The sequence below is a fragment of the Pedobacter sp. NJ-S-72 genome (genome assembly GCF_053890575.1).
Map to the genome: position 1 here is coordinate 2,380,402 of NZ_CM132681.1, position 17,452 is coordinate 2,397,853.

Annotated in this window: 19 protein-coding genes, 1 tRNA gene and 2 pseudogenes; 18 read left to right on the top strand and 4 right to left on the bottom strand. The window is 36.8% G+C overall.

The features are described 5' to 3' along the window. Window positions 1-80: 80 nt before the first annotated feature. A complete protein-coding gene (gene gatC, locus ACWYN3_RS15920; RefSeq protein ID WP_456222010.1) occupies window positions 81-371 on the bottom strand; it encodes an Asp-tRNA(Asn)/Glu-tRNA(Gln) amidotransferase subunit GatC in 291 nt (96 codons plus the stop codon). Window positions 372-758: 387 nt separating this feature from the next. Here gatC and trpS point away from each other — a divergent pair. The 13 genes and pseudogenes from trpS to ACWYN3_RS15985 all read left to right on the top strand — a co-directional run bounded on the left by trpS (window position 759) and on the right by ACWYN3_RS15985 (window position 11,987). Further along, window positions 759-1,754 (top strand): annotated as a pseudogene (gene trpS, locus ACWYN3_RS15925) (tryptophan--tRNA ligase). A 36-nt stretch (window positions 1,755-1,790) separates the two neighbouring features. Continuing rightward, window positions 1,791-2,408: a deoxynucleoside kinase gene (locus tag ACWYN3_RS15930; protein ID WP_456222011.1), complete on the top strand. Its 618-nt coding sequence runs from the start codon at window positions 1,791-1,793 to the stop codon at window positions 2,406-2,408. 1 nt (window position 2,409) lies between these two features. Next, window positions 2,410-2,565: a cytidylyltransferase domain-containing protein gene (locus ACWYN3_RS15935; RefSeq protein WP_456222012.1), complete on the top strand. Its 156-nt coding sequence runs from the start codon at window positions 2,410-2,412 to the stop codon at window positions 2,563-2,565. A 46-nt stretch (window positions 2,566-2,611) separates the two neighbouring features. Continuing rightward, window positions 2,612-3,154, top strand: a complete 543-nt coding sequence (gene kdsB, locus ACWYN3_RS15940; RefSeq protein ID WP_456222013.1) for a 3-deoxy-manno-octulosonate cytidylyltransferase — start codon at window positions 2,612-2,614, stop codon at window positions 3,152-3,154. Window positions 3,155-3,184: 30 nt separating this feature from the next. Beyond that, window positions 3,185-3,724: a hypothetical protein gene (locus tag ACWYN3_RS15945; protein ID WP_456222014.1), complete on the top strand. Its 540-nt coding sequence runs from the start codon at window positions 3,185-3,187 to the stop codon at window positions 3,722-3,724. 463 nt (window positions 3,725-4,187) lie between these two features. Next, a pseudogene (locus tag ACWYN3_RS15950) lies at window positions 4,188-5,814 on the top strand (CTP synthase). Window positions 5,815-5,834: 20 nt separating this feature from the next. Beyond that, window positions 5,835-6,569, top strand: coding sequence for a hypothetical protein (locus tag ACWYN3_RS15955; RefSeq protein ID WP_456222015.1), 735 nt, complete (start codon window positions 5,835-5,837; stop codon window positions 6,567-6,569). Further along, window positions 6,553-7,638, top strand: coding sequence for a membrane protein insertase YidC (yidC, locus tag ACWYN3_RS15960; protein WP_456222016.1), 1,086 nt, complete (start codon window positions 6,553-6,555; stop codon window positions 7,636-7,638). Before ACWYN3_RS15955 ends, yidC begins: the two co-directional genes overlap by 17 nt. Before the next feature lie 176 nt (window positions 7,639-7,814). Then, window positions 7,815-8,084 (top strand): hypothetical protein, encoded by a 270-nt coding sequence (locus ACWYN3_RS15965; RefSeq protein WP_456222017.1) that lies wholly within the window; start codon window positions 7,815-7,817, stop codon window positions 8,082-8,084. 59 nt (window positions 8,085-8,143) lie between these two features. After that, on the top strand, window positions 8,144-9,610 hold the full coding sequence (locus tag ACWYN3_RS15970; RefSeq protein ID WP_456222018.1) for a hypothetical protein: 1,467 nt from the start codon (window positions 8,144-8,146) through the stop codon (window positions 9,608-9,610). Between the two features lie 5 nt (window positions 9,611-9,615). Then, window positions 9,616-10,620: an alpha/beta hydrolase family protein gene (locus tag ACWYN3_RS15975; RefSeq protein WP_456222019.1), complete on the top strand. Its 1,005-nt coding sequence runs from the start codon at window positions 9,616-9,618 to the stop codon at window positions 10,618-10,620. 129 nt (window positions 10,621-10,749) lie between these two features. Next, window positions 10,750-11,604 carry a nucleoside recognition domain-containing protein gene (locus ACWYN3_RS15980; protein WP_456222020.1) on the top strand — a complete coding sequence of 285 codons (855 nt, stop codon included), beginning with the start codon at window positions 10,750-10,752 and terminating at the stop codon, window positions 11,602-11,604. Between the two features lie 5 nt (window positions 11,605-11,609). Further along, window positions 11,610-11,987 (top strand): spore maturation protein, encoded by a 378-nt coding sequence (locus ACWYN3_RS15985; protein ID WP_456222021.1) that lies wholly within the window; start codon window positions 11,610-11,612, stop codon window positions 11,985-11,987. Between the two features lie 91 nt (window positions 11,988-12,078). On the opposite strand, the gene ACWYN3_RS15990 is transcribed toward ACWYN3_RS15985, so the two are convergent. From ACWYN3_RS15990 to ACWYN3_RS16000, 3 genes are all read right to left on the bottom strand, one after another. Continuing rightward, complete coding sequence (locus tag ACWYN3_RS15990; RefSeq protein WP_456222022.1) at window positions 12,079-12,318, bottom strand: hypothetical protein; 240 nt, start codon at window positions 12,316-12,318, stop codon at window positions 12,079-12,081. Between the two features lie 89 nt (window positions 12,319-12,407). After that, window positions 12,408-12,536, bottom strand: a complete 129-nt coding sequence (locus ACWYN3_RS15995) for a hypothetical protein (RefSeq protein WP_456222023.1) — start codon at window positions 12,534-12,536, stop codon at window positions 12,408-12,410. 29 nt (window positions 12,537-12,565) lie between these two features. Next, window positions 12,566-12,850 (bottom strand): PaaI family thioesterase, encoded by a 285-nt coding sequence (locus tag ACWYN3_RS16000; protein WP_456222024.1) that lies wholly within the window; start codon window positions 12,848-12,850, stop codon window positions 12,566-12,568. A gap of 44 nt (window positions 12,851-12,894) precedes the next feature. Between ACWYN3_RS16000 and ACWYN3_RS16005 the strand changes: the two genes are divergently transcribed. The 5 genes from ACWYN3_RS16005 to ACWYN3_RS16025 all read left to right on the top strand — a co-directional run bounded on the left by ACWYN3_RS16005 (window position 12,895) and on the right by ACWYN3_RS16025 (window position 17,422). After that, the gene (locus ACWYN3_RS16005) at window positions 12,895-13,305 is read left to right on the top strand and encodes an OsmC family protein (protein ID WP_456222025.1); all 411 of its coding nucleotides are present in this window, start codon (window positions 12,895-12,897) and stop codon (window positions 13,303-13,305) included. Window positions 13,306-13,308: 3 nt separating this feature from the next. Further along, window positions 13,309-14,571, top strand: coding sequence for an exonuclease domain-containing protein (locus ACWYN3_RS16010; RefSeq protein ID WP_456222026.1), 1,263 nt, complete (start codon window positions 13,309-13,311; stop codon window positions 14,569-14,571). A gap of 197 nt (window positions 14,572-14,768) precedes the next feature. Continuing rightward, window positions 14,769-14,842: transfer RNA gene (locus tag ACWYN3_RS16015), tRNA-Arg, on the top strand. A 959-nt stretch (window positions 14,843-15,801) separates the two neighbouring features. Then, on the top strand, window positions 15,802-16,143 hold the full coding sequence (locus ACWYN3_RS16020; protein ID WP_456222027.1) for a LytTR family DNA-binding domain-containing protein: 342 nt from the start codon (window positions 15,802-15,804) through the stop codon (window positions 16,141-16,143). Window positions 16,144-16,267: 124 nt separating this feature from the next. Further along, a complete protein-coding gene (locus ACWYN3_RS16025; protein ID WP_456222028.1) occupies window positions 16,268-17,422 on the top strand; it encodes an acyltransferase family protein in 1,155 nt (384 codons plus the stop codon). Window positions 17,423-17,452: the final 30 nt, after the last annotated feature.

Genomic DNA, 17,452 nt, shown 5'->3' on the forward strand with positions numbered 1-17,452 from the left:
CGCCTATATTTTAACAATGACAAAGCTTTTAGTAGCTTCTGAGGTTAGACATATTGAATCGCCTGTTGTTACAAACGAAATTATTTATCGAGTATTTTCGGAACAAGAAAAAACTCTTCATTATGCAGCGCAGCATTTTTCAATCCTTCACTAACTGTAATATCCTGTTTCACTACGTCTTTTCTCCATACATTCACCTCAGGGTTCATATAAACAAGCGGCGCTACATTTTTTGTATCCAGCTCATTCAGCTTCTCCATAAAGGTGAGGATTTTGTTCATATCAGCCTGTAAAGTTCCTACTTCCTCTTCCGCAATCTCAATTCTTGCCAGGTCTGCTACCTTATAAATCGTCGCTTTATCTATGTTCATCTTTTTAAAGGATATATTTTATTAGCTCAAAAATACTGTTTTGTCAGCAATATTTACTTAACATGACAAAGACTTCCGTGCGAATATATCTCTGGTACAACGCTATTACATAGTGAGTCCGCCTATTTACAGAAAAAGGCGGACTCGAGGTGGACCCGACGTGGACCTGACGTGGACTCACACGCATGTTCGTCCGAAAGTCTTATACTGGTATCTTAATATTATATCGGTCATACACAGGTGGTTCATACATTAAAATCAATTATTAAACCTTCGGATAAGGTTTTTTTTTTATTAATTTCGACCTTTGGAAACCTCTGCTGACAGAATTTATGTCAGTCAATTAATATTAACCATTACAGGTTTCAGCAAAACAAACCCAGGAAAATGAAAGAAATAGTAGTAAGTGGTATACGTCCAACAGGAAAATTACATCTTGGCAATTATTTTGGCGCAGTAGCCAATTTTATAAAAATGCAGCATGAATATAATTGTTTTTTCTTTATTGCTGATTTACACTCCTTAACTACCCACCCTACTCCTGGAGATTTGCATGGTTATGTTAAAAATGTGTTAGTAGAATATCTGGCCTGCGGAATTGACCCTGAAGTAGCAACAATTTATATACAGTCTGATGTTCCGGAAGTAACAGAACTTTATCTGTACCTGAATATGAACTTATATGGGTGAATTAGAAAGAAGTACTTCTTTCAAGGATAAAATCCGTTCTCAGCCAGATAACGTTAACGCAGGCTTACTGACTTACCCGGCTTTAATGGCCGCTGATATTCTGATCCATAAAGCATTAAAAGTTCCTGTAGGTAAAGATCAGGAGCAGCATTTGGAAATGACCCGTACTTTTGGAAACCGTTTTAACCGTTTATATAATTCAGAATACTTTCCTGAGCCTTTTGCTTTCAGTTATTCAGCAAACCTGGTGAAGGTTCCCGGATTGGATGGAAAAGGAAAAATGGGAAAATCAGAAGGTGATGCTAATTGCATTTATCTGGCCGATTCTCCGGAAATTATCCGTAAAAAAGTATTAAAAGCAGTTTCTGATGGTGGCCCCACTGAAGAAAACCAGCCTAAACCAGAAGCCATTCAGAACCTGTTCGACCTGATGAAGATTGTTTCAACTCCTGATACAATTGCTCATTTTGACGAACTTTATAAAAATGTCAGATCCGTTACGGTGACTTAAAAAAACAACTGGCTGAAGACATGATTGTGTTCAATTCTCCAATACGTGAGCGCATTGAAGAAATTTCAAAAGACAGTGATTATCTGCGTAAAGTAGCTAATCTGGGTGCGGAAAAAGCAAGAGAAAGTGCAAGAAAAACAATAAAAGAAGTTAGAGAACTGATAGGTTTCAAACCATTTTAATAAATTAGATTAATTTAAGCTCATCATAAAGATCATATGCATATAGCAATAGTTGGCAATATAGGCGCCGGTAAAACTACTTTAACAAGCCTGTTGGCTAAAAATTATGGTTGGGAAGCTTTGTACGAAGAAGTAGATAACAATCCCTATCTGGAAGATTTCTATAGTGATATGAAACGCTGGAGTTTCAATTTACAGATCTATTTCCTGAACAATCGTTTTCAGCAGATCGTAGATATCCAGACTAATAAACGGGACGTTATACAAGACAGGACCATTTATGAGATGCATGCACATATTTTTGCAGAAAACCTGCATGAAATGGGATTAATGACTACAAGGGATCATCAGAATTACAGGGACATTTTTGAAAACATAACTTCTTTCATTAAGCCACCTGATCTATTGGTTTATCTGCGTGCTTCTGTTCCTACACTGGTTAACAATATTCAGCGCAGAGGACGTGATTATGAAGCAAGTATCCGTTTAGACTATTTATCTAAACTCAATGAGAAATACGAAGCATGGATTAAAAATTATTCATTGGGTAAATTATTAATTCTGGATAAGGATAAATTAGATTTCACCAATAATCCTGAAGATCTGGGTACAGTAATACAAGCTATAGAAGCAGAAATACACGGACTTTTTTAAGATGGCTAAACTTGGAATTATTCCTGCCCGGTACGCATCGACACGGTTTCCGGGCAAACCGCTGATAGATATCAACGGGAAAAGTATGATTCAGCGCGTTTATGAACAGGCTTGCAGTTCTGCAAGCCTTGATAAAGTCGTTATAGCTAGCTACTGATGACGAAAGGATTATTGCCGAAATAAAGCGTTTTGGCGGCGAATATATGCTAACAAGGCCAGATCATCAGAGTGGCACTGATCGTTGTGCTGAAGTAGCATTAAATTTCCCGGGGTTTGATGTGATCATTAATATCCAGGGGGACGAACCTTATATCGACCCTATCCAGATTGACCTGCTGAGCTCCTGTTTTGAAGATCCCAACGTCAAATTAGCGACCCTGGTCAAAAAAATACATACTGACGAAGAGTTATTCAATCAGAATATCCCTAAAGTTATTCTTAATTCTACTCAGGAAGCTCTTTATTTCAGCAGACAGACAATTCCTTTTCTTAGAAACGCGGTTCCACAAGACTGGGCGAAAACTTTTCAGTTCTATAAACACATCGGGATTTATGGCTATACCACAGAAACCCTGTTAAAAATCACACAGCTCAAACCCTCCCCGTTAGAAATTGCCGAAAGTCTTGAACAGCTGAGGTGGTTAGAAAACGGCTACAGAATCCAAACAAAAGTAACTGATTTGGAGACAATTGCAGTCGACACCCCCGAAGACCTGGAGAAGATCATTAGGATCAAGGGCAATTAATTCCCTATCTTAGGATTAAAATACCTCTGCATGAAAAGCGTTTATATTTACCTCTTAACCCTGCCTCTTTTTTTAGCGGCCTGTAACTCCTCAGAACCGTCTGGGGTACATGATGCTGCATCCAATACAAAAACGGCTTTACGTTCCTTTAGTGACACCACAAAACTAGATACTTTTAGAATTGTCCTTAAAGGAGACGAACCAAAAAACATGGAGCTTGTTTTTACAATCACCCCGCAAGACGGCCATCAGATTTATACGAAAACACTGAAAGCCACTGCGCTCCTGGATAATTACAAAGAGAGTATTGATTTAGGCAAAAAGAAAGAACAGCTGCAATTTATGAGAGAAGAGCTTTCTCTTTTCTTTGATGAGGAGAATTTTATTGAACCAGCGGTTACTGAAACAGAAACTCCTGACAAGAATACACCGGATAAAAACTTTTTTGAAGAATTAAAAAAAACTGGCGTAAATGGTTTCAAATACCGTTTAGGTAAAGAAAGCAAGGTATATATTGCCTGGTCTGAACAGGATAAAAAGGTCAAAAACTACTACGAATGCTGTAAATAAGACAGGAATGTTAGTGTATATGATAAGCTCTTTATAATCGACCTCCAATCCCTCTCTAATCATATTAAAAGAACGTATTAGCTCGTTATTTTTACCTGAAAATGATATACTCCAGAATAAAACAACAATTAATATATCTGAAAACCAACAAGTTACATATAATATTTTTTTATTCAACAATGTGTATACTAAATTCTAAAATTAATATTAGATTTACCTTAGTGTTACGGCGTAGCTGTTTAACATTTGTTTAACCAAGCATATTCTAACCAAATATAAAATTGAAAAAGGCCAGGTAATTTATCTGGTCTTTTTTTTTATAAAACAGCTTATCAGATTCTATATAATTAGATTTGATTGATAATTAGTTTCCCAATTCCACAATATTTCCGTAGCTTTGTATCCCGTACAAAAACAATAAAAACGCCCTTAAAAGCGGCTTTTATTTCACAAACTCACAAACATGACTAAGTATATTTTTGTTACGGGCGGTGTTACTTCCTCTTTAGGTAAGGGCATCATCTCCGCTTCATTGGCCAAACTTTTACAAGCAAGAGGTTACCGTGTAACCATTCAGAAATTTGATCCCTATATCAATATTGATCCGGGAACGTTAAACCCATATGAGCATGGTGAATGCTACGTAACTGAAGACGGTGCTGAAACTGATTTAGATTTAGGTCATTATGAGCGTTTCTTAAATGTACCTACTTCACAGGCTAATAATATCACAACAGGTCGTATTTATCAGAATGTAATCAACAAAGAACGTCAGGGTGAATATCTTGGAAAAACTGTTCAGGTTGTTCCGCATATCACTGATGAAAAATTAAACGCAATATGCGTATCCTTGGTGAAACAGGTGATTATGATATTGTAATCACTGAACTTGGTGGAACTGTCGGAGATATCGAATCTCTTCCTTTCATTGAGGCAGTAAGACAGTTTAAATGGGAAGCTGGCGCCAATAACGCTATCGTGATCCACTTAACACTGATCCCTTATCTTGCAGCAGCTGGTGAGCTTAAAACAAAAAAACCAACCCAACACTCTGTTAAAGCATTATTGGAATATGGTATTCAGCCAGATATCTTAGTATGTCGTACCGAGCAGCATATTAACATGGATATCCGTAAAAAGATCGCCTTGTTCTGTAATGTAAATGTAAATGCAGTAATTGAATCTATTGATGCTTCATCAATCTATTCTGTTCCATTGTTAATGATGAAGGAACAACTGGATAAAACAGTATTGAGCAAACTTAAACTGGCACAGAAAAACGAGCCGGATATGGAAAGCTGGAAAGACTTCCTTGGAAGACTTAAAAACCCAACTTCTTCTGAAGTTAGAATTGGTCTGGTAGGTAAATATGTTGAATTACCAGATGCTTATAAATCAATTATTGAAGCTTTCATTCACGCTGGTGCTAAAAACGAATGTAAAGTAAGGGTAGAATATATCCATTCTGAAGAAGTTAACGCTGAAAATACAAAAGAGAAACTAGGTCACCTTGATGGTGTTTTAGTTGCGCCAGGATTTGGCAGCCGTGGTATTGAAGGAAAAATTGATGCCATTCGTTACGTTCGTGAAAATAACGTTCCTTTCTTTGGTATTTGTTTAGGTATGCAGTGTGCGGTTATTGAGTTTGGCCGTAATGTACTGGGCTTAAAAACAGCAAATACAACTGAAATTGATGAATTAACTGTTGATCCGGTTATCAATATGATGGAAGATCAGAAAACAGTAACGACTAAAGGTGGTACAATGCGTCTTGGTTCTTACCCTTGTGATCTTAAAAAAGGGACTAAAGCTTTTGGTGCTTATGGTAAACAACACACATTAATGAGCGTCACAGACATCGTTATGAGTTTAACAGTGCTTATTTGAATCAATATGAAGAAGCTGGTATGATCGCTTCCGGTACTAATCCAGACAGTCATTTAGTGGAAATTGTAGAGCTTAAAAACCATCCGTTTTTCGTTGGTGGACAATTTCATCCAGAATTAAAATCAACAGTTGCTAATCCTCACCCACTTTTTGTTAAATTTGTCGCCGCTGCGATGGAGTATGCGAAGAAAAAAACAAACTAATACGCGTTTAAATAACAATAATGGATAAAAATACATTCACAGGATTGTTCCTGATCATGATCGTTTTGGCGGGTTCTTTCTATTTCTTCAAGCCTAGTGAGGCTGAAATGAAGAAAGAACGGGAGCGGATTTCTCTTGATTCCGCTAGTAAAGCTGGCGTTAAACACGCTCCGGCTGCTCTTGCTGAAAATGCAGCGGCTCCACAACTAGACTCAGCAGCGCTGAAAGGTCCTTTCGGCACAAGTATTTCTGGTACTGCTACTACAAGTGTATTAGAAAATGAAGCTTTAAAATTAACTTTCACTAATAAAGGTGGTAAAATTAAGGCTGTAGAAGTTAAAGGTGAAAAAACTTACCTTGATAAACCGGTAGTATTGTTTGATGGTGACGAAAATATATTCGGTTTAACCTTAAACGTTGGCGGTAAACTGGTAAAGACTAATGATCTTTATTTTACAGCAACAAAAACAGACAGTTCAATGGTCATGCGTGCTAATTACAGCGCGGATAAATACATTGAGTTTGTTTATGATTTGCAGCCTAAATCTCATAATGTTGGTTTCAATATCAACTTAAAAGGGATGAACCAGGTAATTCAGAGAGATAGTATCTCACTGGATTGGGAAACTGTATTACTTCAACAGGAAAAATCGTTGAAAAACGAGCAGCAGTATTCTGCACCTTATTACAAGTATTTAGAAAAAAATCCAGATCACCTGAGCATTGCTAAAGATGAGAATGAGAAATTTATCTAAAGCTAAAATTGAGTGGATTGCTTTCAAGCAACACTTTTTCTCAGCTGTGCTGATTCCTGCAGATCCTTTTGCTAAAGTTAATCTTGGTGTAAAAATATTGACTACGCCAGGTCAGGTAAAGGGTTATACTGCAAAAGTAAACCTTCCTTTCAACCAGCTTGATGCTCAAAACTACAAGATGAAGTTCTATTTCGGAACTAATCAGTTCAAAGTTTTAAAAGCTCAGGGTCAGGAAATTGAAAAACTGGTAGAAATGGGCTACTGGCCTCTGAAATACATCAACAGGTTTGTTGTATTGCCAGTATTTAACTTCCTTGAAGGTTTTGGATGGAATTACGGACTGATCATCTTAGTCTTAACTATCGCCTTAAAAGTTGTATTGTCACCATTGACTTACAAGTCTTACATCTCTATGGCTAAGATGAGAATATTGAAACCAGAAATGGACGAGATCAAAGCCAAAGTAGGTGAAGATAATGCTACTTTATTACAACAGGAATATCTTAAACTCTACAAACAGGTCGGGGTAAATCCACTGGGAGGTTGTTTACCGATGTTACTGCAGTTGCCTATCGTAATGGCTTTCTTCTTCTTCTTCCCGAATTTATTCGAATTAAGAGGACAAAGTTTCTTATGGATGCATGACCTTTCAACTTATGATGACTTCATTAAATTTGGATTTACAATTCCATTTATTGGTGATCACTTAAGTTTAATGTGTGTGTTGATGACTATCTCTACACTGATTTATACTTATTTCAATAACCAGGTATCAGGTGCTACCGGACAAATGAAATATATCGGTTATATTATGCCGGTTGTATTCTTAGGTGTACTGAACAGCTACCCTGCTGGTTTGAACTACTATTATTTCCTTGCGAATATGTTAACCTTCGGTCAGCAGTTCCTGATTAAATCAATGGTAAACGACGAGAAAATTCACAATATCCTTAAGGAAAACAAAAAGAAACCTGAAGAGCAAAAGAAAAAATCTAAGTTCCAGACTCGTTTAGACGATTATATGCGTCAGCAACAACAAGAAAAAACACAGGAAAAAAAGAATAAATAAACATTCATTTGAGACTTGTAAAAGGCAGCCTTTCTTATCGAAAGGCTGCCTTTTGTCTTTTAATACCTTTTAGCAAATGATGATTGTTTATGAATTTTGTAAAATTTAATATACAAATGGCATATATTGGTGAAAAATTACAATTTTTAAGGCTGATTTAAATTCACACACCAATTATGATGAAAACCCTTACTCTTACTTTTTTATGCTTTGCGACCGCTACCTTCGCCCAGAAAAAGCCGCTTAATCATTCGGTTTATGATTCATGGGAAAGCATCGGTATTAAACAGTTGTCAGACAATGGACAATGGGCAGCTTATTCCATACTTCAACAGGAAGGTGATGCAAATTTGTATCTCAACAGCTTAACCGGTCTTGCTAAAATTAATATACCGAGAGGTGAAAAACCTAAATTCAGCCCCGACAAAAATTCGCCGCTTTTCTGATCAAACCTTTATTTACGATTACACGTCAGGAGAAAATTAAGAAGAAGAAAGCTGAAGAGATGACTAAAGACTCTTTGGGCTTTGTTAATCTTACTTCTGCTGCAGTTGTTAAAGTACCACGAATCAAATCATTCAAAATACCTGAAAATGCAGGAAACTACCTGGCTTATCAGAAAGAACCACTTTTAGATACAACCAAAAAAGCCAAATCTGCTGCCGAAGAGAAAGAAGACGGAGCAAATGATTTCTTTGCGAAAGATGACAAAAAGAAGGATGCTAAAAAAATCGGATCAGACCTTGTAGTAAGAAATTTACTGACTGGTGCAGAAAGGACTTTTAAATATGTTACTGATTATGAATTCAGTAAAAACGGGAAACAATTAGTTTTTGATTGTTTAGGTTCTAAAACAGATAAAACCGCAAAACCAGGTGTATTTTTATTGAATACTGAAAAAGGAACAATTAAAACACTTGTTAGCGCTAAAGGCAATTTTAAAGGTTTCATTTTTAATGAAACTGGTGAGCAGGTAGCCTTTTTAGGAGAAACATCTCCCGAGAAGAAAGAAATCAAAGATTACAGTATCTACTTCAATTCATTAACCCTTGATACCGCGCAGGCATTAGTTGACTATGAAATTGACGGTATGCCAGCTAAATGGGCAGTTAGCGGAGATGGAAAACTGACCTTTAGTAAAGATGGAAATAAGTTGTTTTTTGGTATCGCCCCGGTGAAAAAAGAAAAAGATACTACATTGGTTGATTTTGAACATGCTAAACTGGACATATGGGGATATAAGGACGATTATTTACAACCTATTCAGTTGAAAAATGCAGATAAAGAAAGTAAGAGGAGTTATTTATCAGTGATTGACATTTTTAGCAGCGATCCTAAAATAGTTCCTTTAACTGACATTAAAATCTCTGAAGCGAGCATAGTTAAAGAAGGCGATGCTAATTTCGTATTGGCTTCTACAGACTTCGGAAATCGTGCACAAGCACAATGGACGGGTTCTAAAATCAGTGATTATTACCTTGTTGACACAAAAACAGGTAATAAAAAGAAAATCATAACTGCTCTGGATGGTCAGGCATCAGTTTCTCCAGGCGGGAATTACGTGCTGTTCTATAATAATAAAACAGCAACCTGGTCTACGTATGCAGTAGCTACCGGAAAGATCACTGCGCTAAATACCAGTGCAATGCCAAAATTCGCTGATGAAGATAATGACCTGCCTGATGATCCTAAAGTTTATGGTTTTGCAGGATGGACTGAAGAAGATAAACAGGTTTTAATCTATGACAAATACGACATCTGGAACTTCACACCAGATGGTAAAACTGCCCCTAAAAACATGACGAATGGATTTGGCAGACAGAACAGTATTACTTTCCGTTATGAGAGATTAGATTCGGCTACACAATTTATCAATAAAAAAGATGATATGTGGCTGAGTGCTTATAACAACCTGACTAAGAAAAAGGGTTTTATAAGACAAAAGCAGCAGAGAATAAAAATCCTGAATTAGCAGTGATGGCCAAATTCAAATACTCATCACTGGTTAAAGCAAAAGGAGCTGAACGTTTTATTTATGATAAAGCAAACTATACAGCTTCACCTAATGTGTATGTCTCTACTGATTTAAAAACAGAAATAAAACTGAGTAATACCAATCAGCAGCAGCAGAATTACAACTGGGGTACAGCAGAATTAGTTAAATGGACTACACCAAAAGGATACAAAGCAGAAGGTATTTTATACAAACCGGAGAATTTTGATCCTGCCAAAAAGTATCCGATGATAGCTTATTTTTATGAAAAACTGACTGACGTACTTTACAATTACCAGGCTCCTGCCCCTACTCCATCCAGATTGAATATTTCATTCTTTGTAAGTAATGGCTATTTGGTATTTGCACCGGATATTAGTTATGAAACAGGACATCCTGGAAAATCTGCTGAAGAATATATATCAATTTCAGGAGTAGAATCATTGAAAAAGAACAGTTGGGTTGATGGTACAAAAATCGGTATTCAGGGTCAGAGCTGGGGCGGTTACCAGGTTGCACACCTGATCACGGCTACAAATATGTATGCAGCAGCATGGGCTGGCGCACCTGTAGTTAACATGACTTCTGCTTATGGAGGTATCCGCTGGGAATCGGGAATGAACAGACAATTCCAGTATGAAAAACAACAAAGCAGAATTGGTGCGACTTTATGGGAAAAACCAGAGTTATACATTGAAAATTCACCACTTTTCTCTTTACCTAAAGTGACAACACCAATAGTAATCATGTCTAACGACGCTGATGGAGCAGTGCCATGGTACCAGGGAGTTGAAATGTTTACTGCTTTGAAAAGACTGGGTAAACCAGCATGGTTATTAAATTATAATAATGAAGCCCATAACCTGGTTCAACGTCAGAATAAAAAAGATATCCAGATCCGTGAGCAACAGTTTTTTGATTATTATCTGAAAAGGTGCAAAAGCACCAGTATGGATGACTGGCGGAGTACCTGCTACAGAAAAAGGTAAAACATGGGGTTTTGAGCTGACAGACGAGAAGCCTTAACTCAAACATAATTCTTTCTGATCATAAAAAAAGGATCTGTATTCTGATGAATGCAGATCCTTTTTTTTACTTTCATAGCTTCAAACTAAAATATGGCATTAAATTATTTATGGATTGCGTTTTTTCTTATCGCATTCGTTGTTGCACTGATCAGGCTAATCTTTTTTGGTGATACTGAAATATTCAAACTGATTGTAGATGGTACATTTGAATCTGCTAAAGTAGGTGTAATGGATATTGCATTACCACTGGTAGGTATTATGACCTTATGGCTGGGCATTATGAATATTGGAGAAAAGGCTGGTGCTATCAATTTCCTATCCCGTATTATCGGGCCATTTTTTAGCCGTATCTTTCCTGAAGTACCTAAAAACCATCCTGCTACTGGCCATATGGTCATGAATTTCTCTGCCAATTTACTTGGACTGGATAATGCAGCTACTCCTTTTGGTTTAAAGGCCATGCAAAGTTTACAGGAAATCAATCCTGATAAAGATACTGCCAGCAATGCACAGATCATGTTTTTAGTATTGCATACTTCCGGGCTTACGCTTATTCCTTTAAGCATTATGGCGCAAAGAGCGATTCTGGGAGCAGCAGATCCTGCAGATATATTTATCCCTTGTATGATTGCTACTTACGTAGCTACTGTTGTTGGCTTGATCGCCGTTGCTATTAAGCAAAAGATTAACCTGTTTAATACAGTGGTTATTTCCTGGTTAGGCGGAATTACGCTGTTTTTAGTGGGGATGATCTATTATTTCACGAACTTCCTGAGTAAGGAACAGATAGAAGTAGTTTCCAGGGTAGCTTCTAACTTTATCCTTTTCTCTATTATCATTGCTTTTATTTTAGGGGCCGTACGTAAAAAGGTAAATGTATATGATGCTTTTATTGAAGGACTAAAAATGGTTTTACAACTTGTATTACGATCATTCCCTATTTAGTAGGGATGCTGGTCGCCATTGGTGTATTAAGAAATTCTGGCGTACTGGGTTATATCGTTGATGGCTTTACCTGGTGTTTTGTACATCTGGGGATCAATACTGACTTTACTCCTGCCCTGCCAACGGCGCTGATAAAACCGTTAAGCGGCAGTGGTGCAAAAGCCATGATGGTAGATACGATGAAAACTTTCGGCCCTGATTCATTTGTAGGCCGTTTATCTTGTGTCTTTAATGGTTCTGCTGATACGACTTTTTATATTGTAGCGCTATATTTTGGTTCTGTAGGGATTAAACGTACGCGTTATGCTATTCCATACGGGCTTCTGGCAGATTTAGCTGGAATAATTGCCGCAGTATTTGTGGCTTATCTGTTTTTCCATTAGTCTTTGGATTTACAGCAATTCATCACTATAATTTATCATAAAAAATGCCCCTTCTGATTTATCAAAAGGGGCATTTTTTGGTATATATGGATTAAGCTAGCTTGTGAACATTTAAATGGCTGATGATTTTTTCCAAAATCCCTGGTTCTACATTCGTATATTTAGAGGAACGCCAGGTAGAAGAAGGCTTGTCAAGCCAAATACAAAATGAGTGATAACCCTCCACTATTACTGCATAGGTCTCATGAAAATCATCCTGAATTCTCATACAAAAACCGTTTACAGGTTTACCCTGTACATCAAACTGGAAATTATGATAATTACTTAGCATAGTCATATCTGGTTAGTTGGTCAATGATAACAAATATGGTTATCAAATGTTTAACTAATTTTAAGCTGACAACATTTTTCTGTTAAGTTCTAACTCACATTCAACATATTAGAATATCCCCGGGCTATTAGCCTGTCTTTTTTAGGCAGAAATACTTCACACTGCAAATTGATAATTTTTCTGCCCCGCTTGATAATTGAAGTTTTAGCTACAATCAAGTCCCCTTCTTTGGCAGGAGAAAAATAGTCTATAGAGAGTTATTTACTGTAGTGAATGCATCGTTCAGTCCTAATGAATAAACTGTGGCGCCAATCAGGTCATCTATAATTCCGGCAGTTACACCTCCGTGCAATATTCCATAGGGATTTGTCATTTCATTCCTGATCACATAACTGAACGTCAGTGCTCCTTTTTCTGCATTTACGACTGTTGGTTTTAACCAGTTCATGTAGTTGGATGGTGAACCCGATAGTTGTTTTCCTGTAAAAGATTGTAAAAAAAGCAATCGTTCGTGTATTTCTGATTGTTCCATGAATGAATTTTTATAATTTTAAATTTAACAAATAAAGCAACCTTATGGATAAGAAACAAATCACCGCAATTACTGAACTAGACCGCTCTCATTACCTGACTAAAGTTTATGCAGGCGGACATTTCATTTATGCGGATGAACCAGCAGATGTTGGCGGAACAGATGAAGGGATGAATCCTGGTGCACTGCTTTTAGCCAGTTTAGGGAGCTGTACTGCTGCGATTACTATCCGAATGTATGCCGACAGGAAAAACATGGCCCTGGATAGCATTAAAATTCATTTAGCGATAGCTAATGAAGAAGAAATGACAACAACGACCAGGATTACCCGTAAAATTGAGTTTGGCGGGGATTTATCGGAGGCAGAATTAAGCAGGTTGATGCAGATTGCTGATAAATGCCCTATTCACAAAATATTGAGTAATCCTATACAAATAGAGACAACCACAACATAATTGATGGTAAAATATGCAGTAGTCGATATTGAAACTACAGGTGGTTTTGCTGCTGGTAATGGAATTACAGAAATTTCTATTCTTATCCATGACGGTTCAAAAGTCATTGATAGTTTTGAGACTTTAATTAACCCACAACAGGACATCCCCATCTATATACAAACGCTAACCGGCATCAGTGATGAAATGGTTCGCAATGCCCCGCTATTTGAAGAAGTAGCCCCTAAAATTTACGAATTATTAAATGATAAGATCTTTGTAGCACATAATGTAAATTTCGATTTTTCATTTGTAAGGCACCAGCTGGCTCAGTCAGGATTTACACTGGAGTCAAAAAAACTATGTACAGTCAGAATGAGCAGAAAAATCATTCCTGGTCTTACCTCCTATAGTCTGGGCAAACTCTGCTCAGCGTTACGCATCCCATTAAATGATCGTCACCGTGCTGGTGGTGATGCCGCAGCGACTGCATTATTGCTCAAGCTGCTGCTGGAAAAAGATGTTGCAGGGGCTATCCCGCTTTCTTTACTTAAAACTTCTAAAGAACAGGTTTTACCCCCAAATCTATCAAAAGATAGTATTGATGCTTTACCACCTAACCCGGGTGTGTATTATTTCAAAGATCAAAAAGGAAAAATCATTTACATTGGTAAGGCTGTTAATATCAGGAAAAGGGTATGTTCTCATTTTTCAGGAAACAAGATTAATGAGCAAAGACAGGACTTTCTTAAAGAGATTTATGAGATAGATTTCACTGTTTGTGGCACTGAGCTGATGGCACTTATTCTTGAAGCTTCGGAAATACAGAAACACTGGCCGGAGAAGAACAAGGCTTTAAAGCGTTTTGAACAAAAATATGCGCTGTACAGTTTTGAGGATCAGAATGGATACATCCGTTTAGGTATTGATAAGTATAAAAGGAGCAGTAACGCTTTATATACTTTCAATAGTTTGTTATCCGGACAAAGTATGTTGAGAGGGATGATTACCGAACACACGTTATGTGAGAAACTGTGTTTTATTCAAAAAAACAGAGCTTCCTGTACTGCCCATGAAAAAGGAAATTGTAATGGCGCATGTCTGGGTTTAGAAGATCCTGCTGATTATAATAACCGGGTTAGCGAGGCAATTGCGCATTTAAAATCGGCTCTTCCCTCCTTTGCATTGATAGATTCGGGCAGAAATGAGGGAGAAAAGAGCTGTTTATGGGTCGAAGAAGGTAAATTTCATGGCATGGGCTATATTTCTTTTTACTCGCATCAATGATATGGAAAGCTTAAAGTCTTGCATAGTTCCTTATACATCAAATGATTATATTTTAAATATGATTCTTTCTTATGCAGAATCTCATCCTCAGCAAAGGATTGATCTGTTAAAATCCATACAATTTTAGAATTATTTGAAAATAGATTTGCGTTTAAAGTAGTTTAATCCTACCTTTGTCGTCCCTAACAAGGGGAAATGCATCCATAGCTCAGCTGGATAGAGCAACGGTTTTCTAAACCGTAGGTCATAGGTTCGAATCCTATTGGGTGTACAGGAGATTTATCTCTTAATTAAAGGCGACGTTGCTCCAGACGTTGCCTTTTTTTGTTTAAAGAATTTTGATATTATAATCAACAATGGGATCAAGTCAAAAAAGCATACCAGCCTTGTTAAGTAATTTCTTTTTGTAACCAATATAAGGATTCAACTCTTTGGGTTCTAACAGACCATAAGCATCTCTCCCCACGTGTAAAGGTAAATTCCCATGATCATATGTTGTACAAGAATAAACAACAGGACTTCCAACTTCAAAAAATGTTCCTTAATTCATTAGGCATGAAATACCTTAATTTGAAAAATAAGTATAAAGATCAAAATATAGCTTCAGGATTTAGAAAGGATTTTTTGTAATTTTAATATCGAAGAAACACTCTTTAACTATGAGATTTTATATCAATAGAGAATATCTGCTAAAAGAGATTGAATACCCAGAAATATACAAATCTGAGAATTTATTCAAAAGTGCCGGTATTATCTTAGTAACAGTTCTTGCGTTTCTTTTATTATTCAAACCTTTTGGCGTATATGAACCGGAGTTAAAGATCAATTTTTTTTTTTTCATCTGCGGTCTTCATGCATTGTCTCCCGCACTAATTATTTATATTTATTTTAGAATACTAAATTATTTAAGAGAAAAAAATGATCAGCTGAAAAGATGGTCCTTACTGGAAGAATATACACATACAGGAGTTACCTTCTTTATAACTGGTATCGTCAGCTTTTTAGTACGTAATTTAATCTACATTAACCCATATAACTGGTCATTCCATTATTTACAAGTAGAAATCAGCAACTGCTTTGTTGCAGGTATATTCTTTATATTTTTTCATCAGGTGGACAAGCTTTTATTTTCAATCAGGAAAAGGTTCGTCATCTATAATCCAATTTGTTCGGGTAAATGATGAAACAATAAAAACAACTATTGGATCAATACCTTTTATTCATACACAAGTGAAGCAAGATAATTTTAACCTGGATATTGACAATTTGCTGTTTGTAAAAGCTGATGGCAACTATATTGAATTAAATAATTCTGGTTGTAGTCAGTTAAGTGCAGAACTAAAGAGAATTTCTCTCACCCAGTTTGAAACACAAATTTCAGCTTATCCTTATATCTTCAGATGTCACAGGGCCTATTTAGTCAATATGTTAAAAATCGAAAAAATTACAGGGAACTCTCAGGGTTACTTATTATATTTTAATGATACCAAGGCAAGGGTTCCTGTTTCCAGAAAGTACCTGGATAGTTTTAATAGCTATTACGAACAGCTCAGACTGCGTCATAACTCTTAGTCTTGTTACCCACCACAAATGCTAGTTATTGGTAACAAATATTTTTGCCACTGTTTTTCTTGCCATACGTTTGACCTATTAACCGATATCCGGCTAAAATGAGTAAACGAACCCCCAATCAATCATGTCTTCTGCAACATCAACTTTACTTACCGCTTCAGACCGGGCCAGCAAACTAATATACATTGACAACATCAAAGTTATATTAACAATACTGGTCGTGCTTCACCATACATTTATTACCTATGGCTCTCCGGGTGGTTGGTATTACACAGAAAAAACTACGCATATAGGCGCCCTTATACCTATGACGATGTTTGTTAGCATAAATCAGTCCTTTTTCATGGGCTTTTTCTTTTTGCTGGCAGCTTATTTTACCAGTTCCTCTTATTCCAGAAAAGGTACTGGCAAATTTCTCAAAGATCGTCTGCTCAGATTAGGTATCCCATTGCTGTTTTATTCATTTATACTTTCTCCTCTGATCTGTTATCCGGTTTATTATTTTAAGAACGGTAAGCGCATTACCTATCTGCAATTCCTGAGTGGTTATGACAACTGGATAGATTTTGGCGTGCTTTGGTTTGTGGCTGCGTTACTATTATTTAGCCTCATCTACGTCTTAGTAAAAAGCCTTTTTAGAATCAATTTCAAAAAAACTTTGCCAGCGCCTGGTGCATGGACTGTATTGTTATTCGCTATTATATTGGGCATTATTAGTTTTGTAGTCAGAATCATATTCCCAGTTGGCTGGGTCCTTAAACCACTGGGATTTCAATTAGGTCATTTCCCACAATATATTGTATTATTCAGTATTGGATTGCTGGCTGCAAGCAATAATTGGTTTGAAGGATTAACCGAACAAACAAGGAAGCGCCTGACCTTATCTGCCTGGTTATGCCTATTATTTTTCCCAATGTTTTTTCTGATTCATAAAAAACTCAATATGCCAGTTGGATGGTACTCGGGGGGACTTCACTGGCAGTCATTATTATACGCAATCTGGGAGCAGTGGATAGGGCTTTCTATTCTTACCGCACTACTTATTAAAGGAAAAAGAAGTTGGAATACCACATCACCCCTACTCTGTAAATTATCACGCTCGAGCTTTGCAGTATATATTTTTCATCCGTTAGTAGTTGTCGGCTTATCGCTAACGGTAAGAAACTGGATGATTGATCCTGCAATAAAGCTGCTGGTTGTAGCACCAATAGCAGTACTAGGTAGTTTTTCACTGGGGTCACTCATCTTAATGGTTCCAGGAGTTAAAAAGATCATTTAAATTATATTTTCACTTCAGCGAAGATTAAGT

Coding starts and splice junctions, on each gene's coding strand:
- gatC (WP_456222010.1), bottom strand. CDS start 371: ATGAACATAGATAAAGCGACGATTTATAAGGTAGCAGACCTGGCAAGA.
- ACWYN3_RS15930 (WP_456222011.1), top strand. CDS start 1,791: ATGCATATAGCAATAGTTGGCAATATAGGCGCCGGTAAAACTACTTTA.
- ACWYN3_RS15935 (WP_456222012.1), top strand. CDS start 2,410: ATGGCTAAACTTGGAATTATTCCTGCCCGGTACGCATCGACACGGTTT.
- kdsB (WP_456222013.1), top strand. CDS start 2,612: ATGCTAACAAGGCCAGATCATCAGAGTGGCACTGATCGTTGTGCTGAA.
- ACWYN3_RS15945 (WP_456222014.1), top strand. CDS start 3,185: ATGAAAAGCGTTTATATTTACCTCTTAACCCTGCCTCTTTTTTTAGCG.
- ACWYN3_RS15955 (WP_456222015.1), top strand. CDS start 5,835: ATGGATAAAAATACATTCACAGGATTGTTCCTGATCATGATCGTTTTG.
- yidC (WP_456222016.1), top strand. CDS start 6,553: ATGAGAAATTTATCTAAAGCTAAAATTGAGTGGATTGCTTTCAAGCAA.
- ACWYN3_RS15965 (WP_456222017.1), top strand. CDS start 7,815: ATGATGAAAACCCTTACTCTTACTTTTTTATGCTTTGCGACCGCTACC.
- ACWYN3_RS15970 (WP_456222018.1), top strand. CDS start 8,144: ATGACTAAAGACTCTTTGGGCTTTGTTAATCTTACTTCTGCTGCAGTT.
- ACWYN3_RS15975 (WP_456222019.1), top strand. CDS start 9,616: ATGGCCAAATTCAAATACTCATCACTGGTTAAAGCAAAAGGAGCTGAA.
- ACWYN3_RS15980 (WP_456222020.1), top strand. CDS start 10,750: ATGGCATTAAATTATTTATGGATTGCGTTTTTTCTTATCGCATTCGTT.
- ACWYN3_RS15985 (WP_456222021.1), top strand. CDS start 11,610: ATGCTGGTCGCCATTGGTGTATTAAGAAATTCTGGCGTACTGGGTTAT.
- ACWYN3_RS15990 (WP_456222022.1), bottom strand. CDS start 12,318: ATGCTAAGTAATTATCATAATTTCCAGTTTGATGTACAGGGTAAACCT.
- ACWYN3_RS16000 (WP_456222024.1), bottom strand. CDS start 12,850: ATGGAACAATCAGAAATACACGAACGATTGCTTTTTTTACAATCTTTT.
- ACWYN3_RS16005 (WP_456222025.1), top strand. CDS start 12,895: ATGGATAAGAAACAAATCACCGCAATTACTGAACTAGACCGCTCTCAT.
- ACWYN3_RS16010 (WP_456222026.1), top strand. CDS start 13,309: ATGGTAAAATATGCAGTAGTCGATATTGAAACTACAGGTGGTTTTGCT.
- ACWYN3_RS16025 (WP_456222028.1), top strand. CDS start 16,268: ATGTCTTCTGCAACATCAACTTTACTTACCGCTTCAGACCGGGCCAGC.